Below are 17037 nucleotides of genomic sequence, written 5' to 3' on the forward strand. Positions count from 1 at the left end.
ACGCGCCCGACGGCGCTCCCGCCCGCGCGGCGGGCGGAAGATCCGGTCACGCGGAGACGGCGGCGAACGCCTCGTCGTAGATCGCGAGGGCGCGGGCGACCTCGTCGTCCGTGACGACGCACGGCGGCACCACGTGCACGCGGTTGTCGGCGACGAAGGGAAGCAGTCCGCGGGCGAGCAGCTCCGCCTTCAGCGCGCCGATCACGGAGGCCGGAACGGGTTCGCGCGTCGCCGGGTCGGCCACCAGGTCGAGGGCCCAGAACACGCCCAGACCCCGCACCTCGCCGATCATCTCGTGCTTCTCGGCGAGCGCGCGCAGGCCCGGCCCGAGGAGGTCGCGGCCGATGCGGGCGGCGTTCTCGAGGATGCCCTCCTCCTCCATCGCGTCGATCGTGGCGACGATCGAGGCCATCGCGAGCGGGTGACCCGAGTAGGTGAGCCCGCCGGGGAAGACCTTCTCGTCGAAGCTGTGGGCGATCGCGGGCGAGATGATCACGCCGCCCGCGGGCACGTAGCCGGAGTTGACGCCCTTGGCGAAGGTGATGAGGTCGGGAACGATGCCGTCCGGGTTCACCGTCGTGTTCTGCCAGGCGAACCAGTCGCCGGTGCGGCCGAAGCCCGACATCACCTCGTCGAAGATCAGCACGATGCCGTGCTCGTCGGCCAGCTCGCGCACCCCGGAGAGGTAGCCGGGCGGCGGCACCAGGACGCCGGCGGTTCCGGGAATGCCTTCGAGGATGATCGCGGCGATCGAGCCGGGGCCCTCCGACTGGATGACGCGCTTCAAGTGCTGCAGCGCGCGCTCGGACTCCTGCTCCACCGACTCGGACCAGAACTCGCTGCGGTAGGCGAACGGTCCGAAGAAGTGCACGTGACCGCGGGCGAATTCGTTGGGGATGCGGCGCCAATCGCCGGTGGCGACGACCGCCGCGCCGGTGTTGCCGTGGTAGCTGCGGTAGGTGCTCAGCACCTTGTCGCGCCCGGTGAACTGCCGCGCCATGCGGATCGCGTTCTCGTTGGCGTCGGCGCCGCCGTTGGTGAAGAACACCTTCTCGAAGCCGGGACCGGCCTTCTCGACGATGCGCTTCGCGGCCTCGCCGCGCGTGAGGTTGGCGTGCGGCGGCGCGATCGTCGGCAGGATCGCGGCCTGCTCCTGGATCGCCGCCACGACCTTCGGATGCGTGTGCCCGATGTTGACGTTGACCAGCTGGCTGGAGAAGTCGAGGTAGCGCGTGCCCTCGAAGTCCCAGACCTCGCTGCCCGAGGCGCCCGCGATGACCAGCGGGTTGAGTGCGCCCTGCGCCGACCAGGAGTGGAAGACGTGCGCCCGATCGAGGTCGTGTGCGCGAGTGCCGTCGGAGGGGTCGAGGTGCGTGGTCATGGTGCGTCCTTGCGAGTGAAGGGGGTCGATGGCGACCGGGTGGTGGAGCTGGGCGAGGAGCCGCGTTGCGGTGCCTCGTGGTCAGAATACGGTCTCGATACGCCCTGCGGGCTACTCGACCAGCTGAGTCGTGCGAGCCGGTCAAGTAGCCGCGCCGCGGCGTATCGAGACCCGCCGAGCCGAGCCGGTCGAGCAGCCGCTGCGCGGCGTATCGAGACCTCGTCAGCCGAGCCGGTCGAGTAGCCGCGGAGCGGCGTATCGAGACCTCGGTGGTGGGGTCTCGATACGCCCTGCGGGCTACTCGACCGGCAAGGTGGCCCTGCGGGCTACTCGACCGGCAAGGTGGCCCTGCGGGCTACTCGACCGGCAAGGTGGCCCTGCGGGCTACTCGACCGGCAAGGTGGTGCTTACTGACCGCCCTCGGTGAGGACGACGTCGAGCGGCGTGTAGTCGCCGCCGACGACGACGCCCTCCTCCGCGAGCGCGTCCAGCGCCTGCTGGATGTAGATGTTCGAGTACGCGGAGGCCGCGGGCTCGGTGGTGATGAGGTTCAGGCCGTCCTGGTTGACCGCCGCGAGGGCGCCGGTGACGGTCTTGTCCCAGGCCGCCGAGTCGATGAGACCGAAGTCGCCACCGGCCCAGATCAGCTTGTTGACCTCGTTCATCTGCCACAGCTGGTGCGTCGGGCCGACCGGGAAGGCCGCCTCGGCGTTGATCGCGGCGTCGTAGGTGATCGCCGCGGCCTCCTCCGGGTTGTCCCGGGCGAAGATCCAGCCCTTGGTGACGGCCTTCAGGAAGCGCACCGCGGCGTCGGCGTAGGCCGGGTCCTCAAGGCGCTCGGTGTCGGCCCAGATCGCGTCCTGGAGCATCGCTCCGGCCGTGTCCTCGTACGAGACGACGTTGAAGTCCTCCGGCTGGTACAGCTCGCCGGTGTCGGGGTTCACGACCTCGAGGATCTGCGCCCACTCGTTGTAGGTCATCGCCTGCGCGGCGTCGACATCCCGGTCCAGTAGCGCGTTCATGCTGAAGTCCTGGGTCGTGATCGACACGCTGGTCGAGTCGAGGCCCTCGTCGGCCATGGCCGCGAAGATCTCCCACTCGTTGCCGAAGCCCCACGAGCCGATGCGCTTGTCCTCGAAGTCGGCGACCGAGCTGATGCCGCTGTCGGCCCACGAGACCTGCAGCGTGCCGGACTTCTGGAAGACCTGCGCGATGTTGGTCAGCTCGACACCGGTGGCCTCGAGGGTGCCGAGCACCTTCGGAACCCACGCGATGGCGAAGTCGACGTCACCGGCGACGAGCGCATCCTGCGGAACGATGTCGCCACCGGACGGGACGACCTCGACGCTGTCGAAGCCCTCCTCCTCGAAGTAGCCCTGGTCGAGGGCGACGTAGTAGCCCGCGAACTGCGCCTGCGGAAGCCACTGCAACTGCAGCTTGACCGAGGTGATCGGCTCGAACTCTCCCGAGTCGGTCGTGTCGGTCTCGGCGGTGGTACACGCGGCGAGGGTGAGCGCCGTGACGGCCGCAGCGGCGACGGCCGCGAGGCCGCGGCGAGTGCTGTGTCTCATGGTGTTCCTTTCAGGTGGGTGGTGCCGGGTGGTGCAGGGGGTTCCCGCCGGTCAGACCGGCGGGCGCCTCGTCGCCAGCTTCTCCAGAAGCGAGGTGACGAGGAAGAAGACGAGGCCGATCAGGATGCCTCCCGCGACGAACGCCCAGGCCAGCGCGGCGCGCCCCGACTTGGCGTAGGTCGCGATCGCGGTGCCGATGCCGTCTGCGGGTCCGCCGAAGTACTCGGCGACGAGGGCGGCGATGACCGCGAGCGAGCTCGCGATGCGGAGCCCCGTCATGAGGTACGGCAGCGCCGTCGGCAGGGTGAGCACGCGGAACGTCTGGCCGGGGCTGGCGGCGGAGGCGCGCAGCAGGTCGCGATGCACCGGCGTGGTCTGGCGAAGGCCGCGCAGCACGTTGACGAAGACCGGCACGAAGGCGGCGAGCGCCGCGACCGCCTGCCGTCCGAACTGGCTCGAGGCGCCGAACATCGTGTTGAGGATAGGGGTGAGGGCCACGATCGGCACGACGGCGATCGCCGCCACGATCGGAGCCAGCATCCCGTCGATCGGCTTCACGGCGGCCGCGAGTGCGGCGAACACGACCGCCACGACCGCCCCGATGACCAGGCCGATGAGGGCGTTCGTCGCCGTGATCAGCATCGCGTCGCTGATGATGCCCCAGCGCTCGACGATCTCGGCGCCGATCGCCGCGGGGCTCGGCAGCATGCGCGGCGCGGCGCCGAGCACGTCGACGTAGACGATCCACGCGGCCACCCCGACGACGCCCACGGCGATGGGCGCGGCGACCCGCAGCCAGGAGGGCAGCACGCGCGCGGTCACCGTTCGTTCGCTCTCTCGACGGGGGCGCCGTGCAGCGCCTCGCGCACCGCGGTGACGCGCTCGAAGTAGGCGGGCGACTCGCGCAGCGCCTCGTCGCGCACCACGTCGCCGAAGCCGGTCGCGAGCACCTCGGTGATGCGGCCGGGGCGCGGGCTCATGACGACGACGCGGTCCGAGAGGAACGCCGCCTCGGGGATCGAGTGCGTGACGAATACGACCGCGGCGCCTGTCTCGGCGGCGATGCGGGTGAGCTCCGACTGCAGGTATTCGCGCGTCATCTCGTCGAGCGCTCCGAAGGGCTCGTCCATGAGGAGCAGGCGCGGGCGCGCGGCGAGGGCGCGGGCGATCGCGACGCGCTGCTGCATGCCGCCCGAGAGCTGGTCGGGGTAGCGGTCGATGAACTCGGTGAGGCCGACGAGCTCCGCGAGTTCGGCGACCCGCGCCTCGCGCTCGGCCTTGTCGACCTTGTGCAGCTCGAGCGGCAGCGCGATGTTCGCCCCGACTGTGCGCCAGGGCAGCAGGCCCGCCTGCTGGAAGACGATCCCGTAGTCCTGGTCGATCCGGGCGCGCGCGGCCGGCTTGCCGAAGATCTCGAGCTCGCCGCTGGAGGCCTGGTCGAGGTCGGCGATCAGCCGCAGCAGGGTCGACTTGCCGCATCCCGAGGGGCCGATCAGGGAGACGAACTCGCCCGCCGCGACCTCGAGCTCGACCCCGCCGAGCGCGATCACGTCGCCGGAGGCGGTCGGGAACACCCGCCCGACCCCCGCGGCGCGGACGGCGGGCGCGGAGGCCTGGGGAGTTTCTGTGGTGGTCATGCGGCGGCTTCTCCCCTGCGGTAGTTCTTGAGTCCGAGTCCGACCAGGGCGACCGAGCCGGCGGCGATGAGGCCCAGCGCGATCGAGCCGAAGGTCGGTCCCCATGGTGCGGCCGGGTCGCTGGAGGCCTGCCCGGCGAGCTGGATGAGCATGCGTCCGATGCCGCCGCGCATGCCGATCGAGACCTCCGCGACGACGGCGCCGAGCACGGCGTTGGCCGCCGCGAGGCGCAGGGCCGGCAGCAGGTGCGGCACGGCGGCCGGCAGGCGCAGACGCAGCAGCGTCGGCCAGTAGCCGGCCGCGTAGCTGCGCATCAGGTCGACATGGATGCGGTCGGGCGCCTCCAGTCCGCGCAGCATCCCGACGGCGACCGGGAAGAAGGCCAGATAGGAGGCGATCACGGCGACCGAGAGCCACTGCGGCCACGGCATCACGTCGCGGTCGATCTGCAGCCCGATGCTGTTCATCACGGGGGCGAAGGCGATGAGCGGCACCGTCTGGCTGACGACGATCCACGGCAGAAGGCCCCACTCGACGACCCGCCAGCGCTGCATGAGCGCCCCGAGAAGGGCGCCCACGGCGACCCCGATCAGCCAGCCGACGGCGGCGATCCCGAGCGTGGTGAGCGCGGCCGTGATGACCGGGACGATGAGCGGCGGCGTGTCTCCCCCGCTGGTCGACTCGAACAGCCGCGTGAACATGTCGGAGATGTGCGGCATCGCACGATCGTGCGTGCGCGGCAGGATCATGACGCCCGAGCCGGTCTCGCCCTCGACGGCGCCGATGGTCACGCCCTCGGCGGGGCCGAGGAACTTGTAGCCCTCCCAGAGCAGGCCGACCGCGAGGACGCCCAGCGCTCCCCAGAGCGCGGCGATTCCCCGACGCGCGGAGCTCCGGGAGCGACTCATGCCTTGGCCGTGAGGTGATCCTGGAGTGCCGGGATCACGGTCTCGCCATAGACACGCAGTGTCTCTTCCTTGTTGTCGTGCTGCAGATAGCCGGCGAACTGGTGCACCCCGATCGCCTTCAGCTCTTCGAGCTTGGCGATGTGCTCCTCGGCGGTGCCGAGCACGCAGAACCGGTCGACGATCTCGTCGGGCACGAAGTCGACGTGGTCGTTGTCGGCCTTGCCGTGGGTGTTGTAGTCGTAGCCCTCGCGGCCCTTGATGTAGTCGGTGAGGGCCTGCGGCACGGCACCCGAGTCGCCGTACTTGGCGACGATGTCGGCGATGTGGTTGCCGACCATGCCGCCGAACCAGCGCGACTGCTCACGGGCGTGCACCAGACCTTCGTCGGTGCCGTCGGTGATGTAGAACGGCGCCGCGACGCAGAACGTGATGTCGTCGGGGTTGCGGCCCGCCTTCTCGGCGGCGTCGCGCACGACCGCGATCATCCACTTGGCGATGTCGACATCCGCCAGCTGCAGGATGAAGCCGTCGCCGACCTCCCCGGTGAGCTTGAGCGCGAGCGGGCCGTACGCGGCCACCCACACCTCGAGCTCGCTGCCGACGCTCCACGGGAAGCGCAGCTGGGAGCCGTTGTACTCGACCTCGCGGCTGTTGCCGAGCTCGCGGATGACGTGGATCGACTCGCGCAGCTCCTTGAGCGTCGTCGGCTTGCCGTTGGTGACCCGCACCGCCGAGTCGCCGCGTCCGATGCCGACGACCGTGCGGTTGCCGTACATCTCGTTCAGCGTGGCGAACACCGAGGCGGTGACCGTCCAGTCGCGCGTCGCCGGGTTGGTGACGAACGGCCCGACCGTGACCCGGCGGGTCTCGGCGAGGATCTGGCTGTAGATCACGTACGGCTCCTGCCACAGCAGGTGCGAGTCGAAGGTCCAGACGTGGCTGAATCCGTACTGCTCGGCGAGCTTGGCGAGGTGAACCGTCCGGCTGGCCGGCGGGTTGGTCTGAAGTACTGCTCCGAAGTCCATCGTCTACACCAGGTACTGCGACAGGCCGCGCTTGAGGTAGCGTCCGTCGCCCTTCGTTCCGAGATAGGTGTCGTCGTCGACGATCACCTTGCCGCGGCTGAGCACCGTGTCGACACGACCGTCGATCTCGAAGCCCTCCCACGCCGAGTGGTCCATGTTCATGTGGTGCTTCTTCTCGTAGCCGATGCTGGTGTGGCCGTTCGGGTCGTAGATCACGATGTCGGCGTCGGCACCCGGCTGGATGACGCCCTTCTTGCCGTACAGCCCGAACATGCGCGCGGGCGTGGTGCTGGTCAGCTCGACCCAGCGCTCGAGCGTGATCTCGCCGGTGACGACGCCCTGGTACATGAGGTCCATGCGGTGCTCGACGGAGCCGATGCCGTTCGGGATCTTGCGGAAGTCGCCCAGGCCGAGCTCCTTCTGATCCTTCATGCAGAACGGGCAGTGGTCGGTCGAGACCATCTGCAGGTCGTTGGTGCGCAGCGCCTGCCACATCGAGTCCTGGTGGCCTTCGGCACGCGAGCGCAGCGGCGTGGAGCACACCCACTTGGCCCCCTCGAACGCGCCGGCCTCGTCGCTGGAGGCGCCGAGCTGCTCCTCCAAGGAGAGGTAGAGGTACTGCGGGCAGGTCTCGCCGAACACGTTCTGCCCCTTGTCGCGCGCCCAGGCGAGCTGCTCGACCGCCTGCTTGGCGCTCACGTGCACCACGTAGAGCGGGGCGCCGGTGAGGTTGGCGAGCATGATCGCGCGGTGCGTGGCCTCTTCCTCCATCTGCCAGGCGCGCGCGATGCCGTGGTAGTACGGGTCGGTCTTGCCCTGCGCGACGAGCTGCTCGGCGAGCACGTCGATCGCGGGACCGTTCTCGGCGTGCATCATCGTGAGCATGCCGGTGTCGCGCGCGACCTGCATGGCCTTCAGCACCTGCGCGTCGTCGGAGTAGAAGACGCCCGGGTAGGCCATGAACAGCTTGAAGCTGGAGATGCCCTCGTCGACGAGCTTCGGCATCGCGGCGAGCGAGTCCTCGTCGACGCCGCCGATGATCTGGTGGAACGCGTAGTCGATCGCGCAGTTGCCGGCGGCCTTGGTGTGCCAGGCCTCGAGCCCGTCGAAGACGCGCTGGCCGTAGGTCTGCACGGCGAAGTCGATGATCGTCGTGGTGCCGCCGTGCGCGGCGGCGCGGGTGCCGGTCTCGAAGGTGTCGGAGGCGGCCGTGCCGCCGAAGGGCAGCTCCATGTGGGTGTGCGCATCCACGCCGCCGGGGATGACGTACTTCCCCTTCGCGTCGATGACCGTGTCGACGCTGTTCTCCAGGTCGACGCCGAGGGCGGTCGAACCCGGCTGCAGCACCGCGACGATGGTCTCGCCGTCGATGAGAACGTTGGCGGGGGTCCGGCCCGTGGCCGAGACGACCGTGCCGTTGATGATGAGGGTCTTCATGATGTCCTCCCGGGAGTCCGGACTACGGCTGGGGGATCGACGTGTAGGACTCCGGACGACGGTCCCGGTAGAACTGCCAATCGTCGCGCATCTGCTTGACCATGTCGAGGTCGAGGTCGCGGATGAGGACCTCCTCGTGCTCGCCCGAGCCGCGCTCGCCGACGAAGTTGCCGCGCGGGTCGATGACCTGGCTGGTGCCGTAGAAGTCGACCGCCAGGTCGCCGTACTCGTTGTCTTCGCGACCGACGCGGTTCGGCTGGAGCACGAAGTAGCCGTTGGCCACGGCGGCCGCCGGTCCCTCCACCTCCCAGAGCCGGTTCGAGAGCCCCGGCTTGGTGGCGTTCGGGTTGAAGACCATGTGGGCGCCGTTCAGGCCCAGCTCGCGCCAGCCCTCCGGGAAGTGCCGGTCGTAGCAGATGTAGACGCCGATCTTGCCGACGGCGGTGTCGAAGACGGGGTAGCCGCCGTTGCCGGGACGGAAGTAGAACTTCTCCCAGAAGCGGTCGAGGTGCGGGATGTGGTGCTTGCGGTACTTGCCGAGGATGGTGCCGTCGGCATCCACCACGACCGCCGTGTTGTAGTACACGCCGGTCATGTCCTCCTCGTAGATCGGGAGGATCATGACGACGCCGAGCTCCTTGGCGAGCGCCGCGAAGCGCTGCACGATCGGGCCATCGGCCGGCTCGGCGAACGCGTAGTACTTCTTGTCTTCGGTGATGCCGAAGTACGGCCCGTAGAACAGCTCCTGGAAGCAGACGACCTGCGCACCCTGCGCCGCGGCCTCGCGGGCGAAGCCCTCATGCTTGGCCAGCATGGACTCTTTGTCACCGGTCCAGGTGGTTTGGGTGATCGCGGCTCGAATGATCGACATGCTGGCTCCCTCGGTCGTGCTTTTGTTATTGTTCGCCGAAAACATTTCTCTGACGTTTCTGCACGTGACAGCGGCGTAAAACTCAGCATTGGGTATTCGGCCTCATTCGCAATCTACGACGGGACGCATCAACTTGGTAGCCCTCGAGCTCGACGAGCGCACTCCGCGCGGCATCGCGGCCGCCCTCGCCCGGCTCATCACGAGCGGCGATCTGGCGCCGGGTGATCGGCTTCCGACGGTGCGCGACCTCGCCGCCGAGCTCGGCGTCAGCCCCGCCACCGTCAGCCACGCCTGGCAGACCCTCGCCGCCGCCGGGCTGATCACGAGCCGGGGGCGCAGCGGCAGCTTCGTGCGCTCCGCCCCGCGCGAGTGGCTGCCGACCCGCTACCGCGGGCTCGAGGGCGGCGACGCGGCGCGGCTCGACCTCTCGCGCGGCACCCCCGACCCGGAGCTGCTGCCCGAGCTCGGCCCCGCGCTCGCCCGGGTCTCGGACCGCGCCTCCCCGGTCAGCTATCAGTCGAAGCCCGACATCCCCGAGCTCCACGACCTCCTGCGGGCGACCTGGCCGGCCCCCGTCGAATCCCTCACGGTGACCAACGGCGCCCTCGACGCAATCGACCGGGCGCTCGGTGCGCTCGTGCGCTTGGGCGACCGGATCGTGCTCGAAGACCCCACCTTTCCCCCGTTCCTGGACCTCGTCGAGCTGTACGGCCTGGAGGCGATCCCGGTTCCCGTCAACGCCGAGGGCATGCGACCGGAGGAGTTCGCGCGCGCCCTGGCGCGCGGCCCGGCGCTCGTGCTGCTGCAGCCGCGCGCACACAACCCGACCGGAGCCTCGATGAGCGCGGAGCGCGCCGAGCGGCTGGCCTCGCTGGTGCGCCGCAGCCGCATGGCGGAGCGCACCGTCATCATCGAGGACGACCACTCCTCGATGATCTCCCGCTCCCCCGACGTGTCGCTGGCCCGCTGGCTTCCCGAGCGGGTGCTGCACGTGCGCAGCTTCTCCAAGTCGCACGGGCCCGACCTGCGGATCGGCGCCCTCGGCGGCCCGCGCACCCTCATCGACCGCGTGGTCGCGCGGCGACTCCTCGGGCCGGGCTGGACCTCGCGCATGGTGCAGGCGCTGCTCTTCGAGCTGCTCACCGACCCCGAATCGATCGCGCAGCTCGACATCGCCCGCGAGAGCTACGCGGCGCGGCAGGCGGCGCTCTCGGCCGGGCTCGCCCGGCACGGCGTCGAGGCATCCGCCGCCGACGGCATCAACATCTGGCTCGAGGTCGACAACGAGCGCCAGGCGATGGTGCACCTGGCGGCGGCGGGCATCCAGGTGGCCCCCGGCTCGCCGTTCCAGGCGGGCGACCCGCTGCCGCGGCTGCGGGTGACGGCGGGGGTGGTGCCGGTCGAGACCGCGCAGGATGTCGCCGCCGTGCTCGCGACCGCAGCGCGCAGCTGAGGAGCGCGCCCGGCTACGATGGACAGACGGACCCCCGGGGCACTCTTGCCCCGGTGCGTCGCCCGGGGCTTTCGGGCGGCACGGCCCGCGCAGCCTCTTTCTGCGCCCTGCCGACCACCTCGACCCCCGGGAATCCCATGCCTCACACCCCCACCTCTTCGCCGACGACCGGCCCCGCCCTCGAGCCGCGGGCTCGCCGTGCGTCGCGACCTCTCATGGCGTCCGCCCTGGTCGCCCTCGGCGCGCTGACGCTCGCCGGCTGCGCGCCCGAACCCGCGTCCGGCGTCGACCCCGACGAGGGAAGCGCCGCCACGGCACTTGAGCTCTCGAACTGCGGGGTCCCCGTCACGATCGAACGCGCCCCCGGAGCGCGTCATCACGATCAAGTCGACGTCGACCGAGATGCTGCTCGCGCTGGGACTCGGCGACCGCATCATCGGCACCGCGTTCCCCGACGGCCCCGTGCCCGAGGAGTGGGCGGATGCCGCCGCCGACCTGCCCCTGGTGAGCGACCGGGTGCCGGGCGAGGAGGCCGTCCTCGAACTGGAACCGGACTTCATCTACGCCGGCTGGGAGTCGAACTTCTCCGCCGACGGCGTCGGTGAGCGCGCCGAGCTCGCCGCCCTCGGCATCGACACCTACGTCTCCCCCGCCGCATGCCGCAGCGCCGACGTGCCCGCCGAGCTCGACTTCGAGGAGGTCTTCCGCGAGATCGCCGAGGTCGCCGCGATCTTCGACGTCGATGCGAGCGAGCTGATCGAGGCCCAGCGCGCCGAGCTCGACGCGATCGTGCCCGACTCGCGCGGGCTGACCGCGCTCTGGTACTCCTCCGGCTCCGACACCCCCTACGTGGGCGCCGGGACGGGTGCCCCGCAGATGGTGCTGGACGCGATCGGGCTGCGGAACATCGCGGGCGACATCGAGGGCGGCTGGACCGCGCTCAGTTGGGAGGCCGTCATCGAGGCGGACCCGAGCGTCATCGTGCTCGTGGAGTCCGACTGGGGCAGCGCCGAGAAGAAGATCGCGCAGCTCGAGGGCAACCCCGCGACCGCGCAGCTGACGGCGGTGCTCGGCCAGCGCTACCTGATCGTGCCGTTCGCGGCGAGCGAGGCGGGGGTGCGCAGCGTCTCCGCGGCGAGCGACCTGTCTGCGCAGCTGGCTGGTCTGACGGCACCGTGAGTCCGGGCGTCGAGCGACTCTCCCCGGGACGAACCCTTCGCAGTTCGTCCCGGGGAGACGCTCGCCGCCCCGCTGCGCGCACGGCGGGACGCCTGCGCCTGCTGCTCGTGACGACGATCCTGGGCGCGGGCCTGCTCGCCTCGATCGCGGTCGCCGTGACGATCGGCCCGGCGGAGCTCTCCCTCGCGGAGGTCGCGGCCGCGGTCGGCGCCCATCTGACCGGCGGCGACTCGGGGCTCAGCGTGACGCGCGACGCGATCGTGTGGGAGCTGCGGTTTCCGCGCGTGCTGACGGCGGCGGCCGTCGGCGCGGGCCTCGCCCTCTGCGGCGCCGTGATGCAGGCCCTCACCCGCAACCAGCTCGCCGATCCGTACCTGCTGGGTCTGTCATCGGGAGCCTCGCTCGGGGCGGTCAGCGTGCTGCTGCTCGGGGCGGCCATCGTGCTGCCGCTCGCCGCCTTCGCCGGCGCCCTGCTCGCTCTGGGGGCGACCCTCGCGCTCGCCAACTCGCTGGGACGCATCACACCCACCCGCACGGTGCTCGCCGGGCTCGCCGTCTCGGCGCTCGCGGGCGCCCTGACCAGTTTCGTCATCTTCTGGTCGGTGACCGGCGACTCCTACCGCGAGATCCTGAACTGGCTGCTCGGCTCGCTCGCCGGTGCGCGCTGGTCCTCGGTCGCGATCGCGGGCACCGCTCTCATCGTGATCGGGATCCCGCTGATGCTCACGGGACGCCTGCTCGACGCCTTCGTCTTCGGCGACGCCACGGCGGCCTCACTCGGCATCCCGGTGCAGCGGCTGCGCTGGACGCTCCTGGCGGCCTCCGCCCTGCTCACCGGCGCGCTCGTCGCGGTCTCCGGCTCGATCGGCTTCGTCGGCCTGGTGCTCCCGCACGCCGTGCGGCTGCTCACCGGGCCCGGGCACCGCGCGCTGCTGCCGCTCTCGGCGCTCACCGGCGGCATCTTCCTGGTGTGGGCCGACACGCTCGCCCGCACCGCGTTCGACCCGCGCGAACTGCCCGTCGGCATCGTCACCGCGCTGATCGGCGCGCCCGTGTTCGCGCTGCTGCTGGCGCGCCGGAGGTCGGAGGCATGAGCGCGCAGGGGGCCACCGGCCCCGGACTCGACGCGCGCGGCATCACGGTCGTGCGCGATCACACGACGCTGCTGACGGACGTCTCGTTCCGCGCCCCCGCGGGCGCCCTCACGGCCCTTCTCGGACCGAACGGCGCGGGCAAGTCGACGCTGCTGCGGGCCGTTGCCGGCGTCGAGCGTCCCGATGCGGGCGAGATCCGCTTCGAGGGCGACGACCTCGCCGCGCTCGGCCGCCGCGCGCGAGCGCGACGGGTCGCGCTCGTCGAGCAGGATTCCTCAACCGATCTCGCCGTCACCGTGCGCGAGACGGCGCGGCTGGGGCGCACCCCGCACGAGTCGTGGCTCGGCGGCGACGACCCGGACGCGGTCGAGATCGTCAACGAAGCACTCCGCCTGTCGGGCGCGCACGCCTTCGCCGACCGCACGGTGCCGAGCCTCTCCGGCGGCGAGCGGCAGCGGGCATTCCTCGCCCGGGCTCTCGCCCAGGATCCGCGACTGCTCCTGCTCGACGAGCCGACGAACCACCTGGACGTCGCCGCGGCGCTGGAGGTGCTGACGCTGCTGGAGCGCCTCAGCGCGAACGGGATGACGGTCGTCGCCGCCCTCCACGACCTGAGCCTCGCCGCCGCCTTCGCCGACCATGTCGTGATCGTGCAGCACGGGCGCGTCGTCGCCGAGGGGCCGACGCGCGCCACCCTCGCCCCCGAACTGGTGCGCGAGGTCTACGGGGTGCGCGCCGTCTGGCTGGACAATCCGCTCACCGGACGCCCGCTGCTCGCCGTGGCGCCGGCCGAGGACCACGACATTCCCCGCAACGACCTTGCGAACAGCGATGCTGCGAACAGCGGCGCTGCGAACAGCGACGCTGCGACCACCCACGCCGCGACTCGCACCGTCGGCGCGGCACGCGGGCGGGCCACCGGCTAGGCCGGCGCCCGCATTTCGGCGTCGGACTCCGAACCCTCCCGGGCGGCCCCGCCGATCAGCGACGGCGGCAGCAGCAGCGCCCTCGCGCGCTGTCGCGCATCGGCCGAGGCGAGGATGGCGCGCCGCACCTCGAGCACAGCCCGGTCGTCGAGCGGGGCGGTCGACTCCGGCGCGAACGCGACCCGCTCCACGTCGTCGCGCACCCGGTCGAGAACCTCGCGCTCGCTCGCCAGCACGATGCCGAGCCGCGCCGCGAAGGCCCGGGGCGTCTCCGAATCGGGTGCCGACCAGCCGACGTCGCGGGCGGTGTCGCGCAGCTCATCCCACGCCGCCTGCGCCGCCCCGTCGCCGCGACGAACACGTCGAAGCCGCCGCCACCGGCGCAGCGCGCGCCAGGCCATCGGGGTGACCGCCGCCGCAGCCAGGATGACGAGCACGACGGTCGTGATCGCCGGGAGCGCCGCGAGTCCGTCGTCGACGGTCGCGGCGGCCGGGTCGTCGACGTCGAACCCGTCGTCGCGCGGATTGAGCGTCGGCCGGGTCGCATCCTGCCCATCACGTGGATTGGTGGGCCCGGTTCCCGGCACCGTCACGGCCTCGCTCGGCAGCGTCTCCGGGTAGCTCGGCACCGATCCCCGGCTCGGGGTGGGCTCGAAGCGCGTCCAACCGACTCCCTCGAAGTAGAGCTCCGGCCAGGCGTGCAGATCGTGCGTCGTCACGACGTAGGCGAGCCGCTCGCGACCGTCCTCCAGCGTGATGAGCGTCTCGCTGCCGGGCTGGAAGCCCACCACGAGCCGGGACGGGATCCCGAGCGTGCGCGCCATGATCGCCATCGTCGAGGCGAAGTGCACGCAGTAGCCGGACCGCTCGTCGAGGAACGCCGACACGACCTCGAGGCTCGCTCCGTCGCCGCCGCGCTCCAGCGGCGTCTCGGTCGAGTACTCGAAGTCGGGACCGCGCAGGTAGTTCTGCAGCGCCACCGCCGCGTCGTAGTCGGTCTCGGCTCGGTCCGTGACCTCGAGCGCCGTCTCGACGATGTTCGCCGGCACCTCATCCGGCAGCGCGAGCTGCCGTTCCAGCTCGGGCCCGGGCTCGGCGGCGTCGCGCAGCTGCGAGCTCGTCGCGAGCACGTCGAGGTAGTCCAGCTCGTAGGTCTGCTGGTAGGCGTTGCCGGAGGAGGTGCGGATCGACAGCCCGCCGGTCTCCACCAGCCAGGTGCCCTCGAGCCCTTCGATCTCGGTCACCGGGTACGGCACCGGCACCCAGCGGCTGCTGATCTCCCCGACCGTGAAGGTGCCCGCGCGCAGCGCGGTGCGCACCTCCTCGCTCTGGCCGTCGGGGCCGGGAAGCGCGCCGTCGATCTCCTCGATCGCGTCGGAGACATCCCCGACGAGCCAGTCGCCGCCCGAGAACACCGCCAGGGTGGTGAGCCGCAGATACGCCCCCGCCCCGGTGTCGGTCCAGTAGACGACCGCCTCCACCGGATCGGCCCGGCGCAGATCGCGGCCGAGCGAGATGAGCGGGTTGATGCCGGTCGCGTAGCCGACCACCGAGCCGCGGGTCCCCGATTCGGCGAGCGCGACCGGCGGCACAACGAGCGCCGCCACGACGGCCACCGCTCCGATCGTCGTTGTCGCGACGACGGTGCTTCGCGGCGTCGGAAGCCGCAGCAGCGCCAGCGCGCCGGCCGCGGCCAGGACGAACACCACCGGGTCCGCGAGCCCCGAGCCGACGATTACCGGGATCGCCAGGATTCCGACGACGGGCACGACGGTGAACGCGGGTCGGCGAAGCCCGAGGGCGATGCTCTCGGTGGTGACGGCGACGCTGACGCCGAGCAGCGCGAGCACGAAGACGATCCCGGCGTCGGCCTCGGCCGGCACCCGCTGGGAGGCGATCGAGGCGGCGCCCTCGCCCGGCAGCGCGCCGAGCTGCCGCCAGGTCTCATCGGTCGGAATGACGCCGAGCACGGCCGTTTCGGGGGCGAATCCGGCGACCAGCGCGAAACCCGCCGCGAGCAGGGCCAGCAGGGGCGCCACGCCGGTCGGAACCCCGATCGCCCGCGCGAGGGTCGCGACGATGATCGGCACGAGCATGAGGGAGGCCACGGCGAAGAACCAGCCGAGTCCCTGCAGCAGCGGATGCAGACCGCCGACCGCGACAAGCAGGGTCGCGCTCACCAGCGCCACGCGCGAGACGACGACGCGCGAGCCCCGCGGGGCGCGTCGCACGGTCGGCCGCGCGGGCCGCCGCTCAGTCGTCGACATCGGCGAACTCCACCGTGCCGCTCACGCGAGCCCAGACCTCCGCCGGGTCGTCGGCGATGCGCGCGACGACCGTCGCCCAGCCCGCCTCGCGCAGCCTCAGCAGCACGGTCTCGGCCGGTTCCAGCAGCACGGCGACCCCGGCATCCCGCGGCGAGCGCCGCCGGAGGAGCCAGTCGACGGTGTGGAGGTTCGGGTTGCCCAGCACGGCGATCACGGGGCCGCGCGCCTCCGCGTCGGCGGACGGCCGGTGGCCCTGCCCGGAGCGCGTCTCGACGCCCGCGAGGCTGACGAGGAAGTCGTCGATCCGGCCGCGCCCCTCCCAGCGGGATCCGATCGGCGCCAGCTGCGCCGCGGTGGTCTCCTCGATCGCGACGGTGAAGCCCTCCTCGTCGAGGTGGATGGCGACGGAGGCGAGCATCCGGACCGCCCACTCGAACGACTCGCTCGTGGCCTCGTCGTGCGCCGGGTCGCCATCGGGAAGCGCGTCGGGGTAGCCGTCGCGCTGGGTGTCGAGCACCAGCCGCACATCGGGGTGGCTGCGCTGCTCCTCGTGGCGCACCATGAGCTCGCCGTGCCGCGCCGAGGCGCGCCAGTGCACCCGGCGCATCGCGTCACCCGAGCGGTATTCGCGGGTCGTCAGATCGTCGTGGCTGCCCTGGGCGCGGTGCTGGGCGAGCTGGGCGCTGCCCTCCCCCTCCGCGAAGGCGGGACCGCCGGCGGGCAGCTCCGCCACGTCGGGCACCACCACGAGCGGATGGGTCCCCGTCGTCGCCACCACCGCGCGCACCATGCCGAACGGGTCGCCGTACTCGACGATGAGCGGGCCGAGCTCGAAGTGACCTCGCCGTGGCGGGCGCGCGCGGTAGCGCATCCGCCGCACGCGCCGCTCGGGCGACCCGGTCGGAATCGACGGAACCAGGACGGCGACGAGGTCGTCGTCCCACGGCACCGCGTCCTCGCAGTCCAGGGTCGGCGCGGGGGCCGCGGCGGTGTTGTGCAGCAGGACGGTGACCTGCACCGTGTCGCCCGCGACGGCGATCGCGGGATCGGTCTCGCGCTCGATCTGCAGCCTCGGCCGACGCACCCGCAGATACACCAGGGCCCCGATCAGCAGCGCGCTTCCGGCGGCGGCGATGGTCAGGAATTCGGCGCGCCCGGTCGCGTAGCCCGCGGCGGTGGCGGCGCCGACGAGGGCGAGGGTCACGACGGCGCGCGTCGTCAGCCGGATGGAGAGCTGCCGGCGCAGGCCCCGCGAGCGGCCGGGTCGTCGGGCGGTCATCGTCGCCCG

14 protein-coding genes are annotated in these 17037 nt (G+C 71.6%); 4 read left to right on the forward strand and 10 right to left on the reverse strand.

Annotated features, from left to right (window positions below):
* Positions 1 to 46 precede the first annotated feature (46 nt).
* The 8 genes from AC0L6Y_RS08290 to AC0L6Y_RS08325 all read right to left on the reverse strand — a co-directional run bounded on the left by AC0L6Y_RS08290 (position 47) and on the right by AC0L6Y_RS08325 (position 8830).
* Positions 47 to 1381 carry an aminotransferase class III-fold pyridoxal phosphate-dependent enzyme gene (locus AC0L6Y_RS08290; RefSeq protein WP_473550735.1) on the reverse strand — a complete coding sequence of 445 codons (1335 nt, stop codon included), beginning with the start codon at positions 1379 to 1381 and terminating at the stop codon, positions 47 to 49.
* Between the two features lie 407 nt (positions 1382 to 1788).
* Positions 1789 to 2952 (reverse strand): ABC transporter substrate-binding protein, encoded by a 1164-nt coding sequence (locus tag AC0L6Y_RS08295; RefSeq protein ID WP_473550737.1) that lies wholly within the window; start codon positions 2950 to 2952, stop codon positions 1789 to 1791.
* A 51-nt stretch (positions 2953 to 3003) separates the two neighbouring features.
* Positions 3004 to 3774, reverse strand: coding sequence for an ABC transporter permease (locus AC0L6Y_RS08300; RefSeq protein WP_473550740.1), 771 nt, complete (start codon positions 3772 to 3774; stop codon positions 3004 to 3006).
* A complete protein-coding gene (locus AC0L6Y_RS08305; RefSeq protein ID WP_473550744.1) occupies positions 3771 to 4589 on the reverse strand; it encodes an ABC transporter ATP-binding protein in 819 nt (272 codons plus the stop codon). The genes AC0L6Y_RS08300 and AC0L6Y_RS08305 overlap by 4 nt, the downstream gene beginning before the upstream one ends.
* Positions 4586 to 5497, reverse strand: a complete 912-nt coding sequence (locus AC0L6Y_RS08310; protein ID WP_473550748.1) for an ABC transporter permease — start codon at positions 5495 to 5497, stop codon at positions 4586 to 4588. Before AC0L6Y_RS08310 ends, AC0L6Y_RS08305 begins: the two co-directional genes overlap by 4 nt.
* Positions 5494 to 6522 (reverse strand): TIGR03842 family LLM class F420-dependent oxidoreductase, encoded by a 1029-nt coding sequence (locus AC0L6Y_RS08315; RefSeq protein ID WP_473550752.1) that lies wholly within the window; start codon positions 6520 to 6522, stop codon positions 5494 to 5496. The genes AC0L6Y_RS08310 and AC0L6Y_RS08315 overlap by 4 nt, the downstream gene beginning before the upstream one ends.
* A gap of 3 nt (positions 6523 to 6525) precedes the next feature.
* On the reverse strand, positions 6526 to 7962 hold the full coding sequence (gene hydA / locus AC0L6Y_RS08320; protein ID WP_473558385.1) for a dihydropyrimidinase: 1437 nt from the start codon (positions 7960 to 7962) through the stop codon (positions 6526 to 6528).
* 19 nt (positions 7963 to 7981) lie between these two features.
* The gene (locus AC0L6Y_RS08325; RefSeq protein ID WP_473550756.1) at positions 7982 to 8830 is read right to left on the reverse strand and encodes a nitrilase-related carbon-nitrogen hydrolase; all 849 of its coding nucleotides are present in this window, start codon (positions 8828 to 8830) and stop codon (positions 7982 to 7984) included.
* Between the two features lie 133 nt (positions 8831 to 8963).
* Here AC0L6Y_RS08325 and AC0L6Y_RS08330 point away from each other — a divergent pair, with 133 nt between their 5' ends.
* From AC0L6Y_RS08330 to AC0L6Y_RS08345, 4 genes are all read left to right on the forward strand, one after another.
* A complete protein-coding gene (locus tag AC0L6Y_RS08330) occupies positions 8964 to 10283 on the forward strand; it encodes an aminotransferase-like domain-containing protein (RefSeq protein WP_473550758.1) in 1320 nt (439 codons plus the stop codon).
* Positions 10284 to 10601: 318 nt separating this feature from the next.
* Entirely contained in the window at positions 10602 to 11462 is an 861-nt protein-coding gene (locus AC0L6Y_RS08335) for a putative F420-0 ABC transporter substrate-binding protein (protein WP_473550761.1), read from the forward strand.
* A gap of 107 nt (positions 11463 to 11569) precedes the next feature.
* The gene (locus tag AC0L6Y_RS08340; protein ID WP_473550765.1) at positions 11570 to 12556 is read left to right on the forward strand and encodes a putative F420-0 ABC transporter permease subunit; all 987 of its coding nucleotides are present in this window, start codon (positions 11570 to 11572) and stop codon (positions 12554 to 12556) included.
* Positions 12553 to 13482, forward strand: coding sequence for an ABC transporter ATP-binding protein (locus AC0L6Y_RS08345; protein WP_473550768.1), 930 nt, complete (start codon positions 12553 to 12555; stop codon positions 13480 to 13482). The genes AC0L6Y_RS08340 and AC0L6Y_RS08345 overlap by 4 nt, the downstream gene beginning before the upstream one ends.
* On the opposite strand, the gene AC0L6Y_RS08350 is transcribed toward AC0L6Y_RS08345, so the two are convergent.
* Positions 13479 to 15749 carry a transglutaminase TgpA family protein gene (locus AC0L6Y_RS08350; RefSeq protein WP_473550771.1) on the reverse strand — a complete coding sequence of 757 codons (2271 nt, stop codon included), beginning with the start codon at positions 15747 to 15749 and terminating at the stop codon, positions 13479 to 13481. The two genes, AC0L6Y_RS08345 and AC0L6Y_RS08350, sit on opposite strands and share 4 nt — an antisense overlap.
* Positions 15736 to 17028 (reverse strand): DUF58 domain-containing protein, encoded by a 1293-nt coding sequence (locus AC0L6Y_RS08355; RefSeq protein WP_473550774.1) that lies wholly within the window; start codon positions 17026 to 17028, stop codon positions 15736 to 15738. Before AC0L6Y_RS08355 ends, AC0L6Y_RS08350 begins: the two co-directional genes overlap by 14 nt.
* Positions 17029 to 17037 lie beyond the last annotated feature (9 nt).

The sequence above is a fragment of the Pseudolysinimonas sp. 10J20-29 genome (genome assembly GCF_055809595.1).

Coding starts and splice junctions, on each gene's coding strand:
- AC0L6Y_RS08290 (WP_473550735.1), bottom strand. CDS start 1,381: ATGACCACGCACCTCGACCCCTCCGACGGCACTCGCGCACACGACCTC.
- AC0L6Y_RS08295 (WP_473550737.1), bottom strand. CDS start 2,952: ATGAGACACAGCACTCGCCGCGGCCTCGCGGCCGTCGCCGCTGCGGCC.
- AC0L6Y_RS08305 (WP_473550744.1), bottom strand. CDS start 4,589: ATGACCACCACAGAAACTCCCCAGGCCTCCGCGCCCGCCGTCCGCGCC.
- AC0L6Y_RS08310 (WP_473550748.1), bottom strand. CDS start 5,497: ATGAGTCGCTCCCGGAGCTCCGCGCGTCGGGGAATCGCCGCGCTCTGG.
- AC0L6Y_RS08315 (WP_473550752.1), bottom strand. CDS start 6,522: ATGGACTTCGGAGCAGTACTTCAGACCAACCCGCCGGCCAGCCGGACG.
- AC0L6Y_RS08325 (WP_473550756.1), bottom strand. CDS start 8,830: ATGTCGATCATTCGAGCCGCGATCACCCAAACCACCTGGACCGGTGAC.
- AC0L6Y_RS08345 (WP_473550768.1), top strand. CDS start 12,553: ATGAGCGCGCAGGGGGCCACCGGCCCCGGACTCGACGCGCGCGGCATC.
- AC0L6Y_RS08350 (WP_473550771.1), bottom strand. CDS start 15,749: ATGTCGACGACTGAGCGGCGGCCCGCGCGGCCGACCGTGCGACGCGCC.
- AC0L6Y_RS08355 (WP_473550774.1), bottom strand. CDS start 17,028: ATGACCGCCCGACGACCCGGCCGCTCGCGGGGCCTGCGCCGGCAGCTC.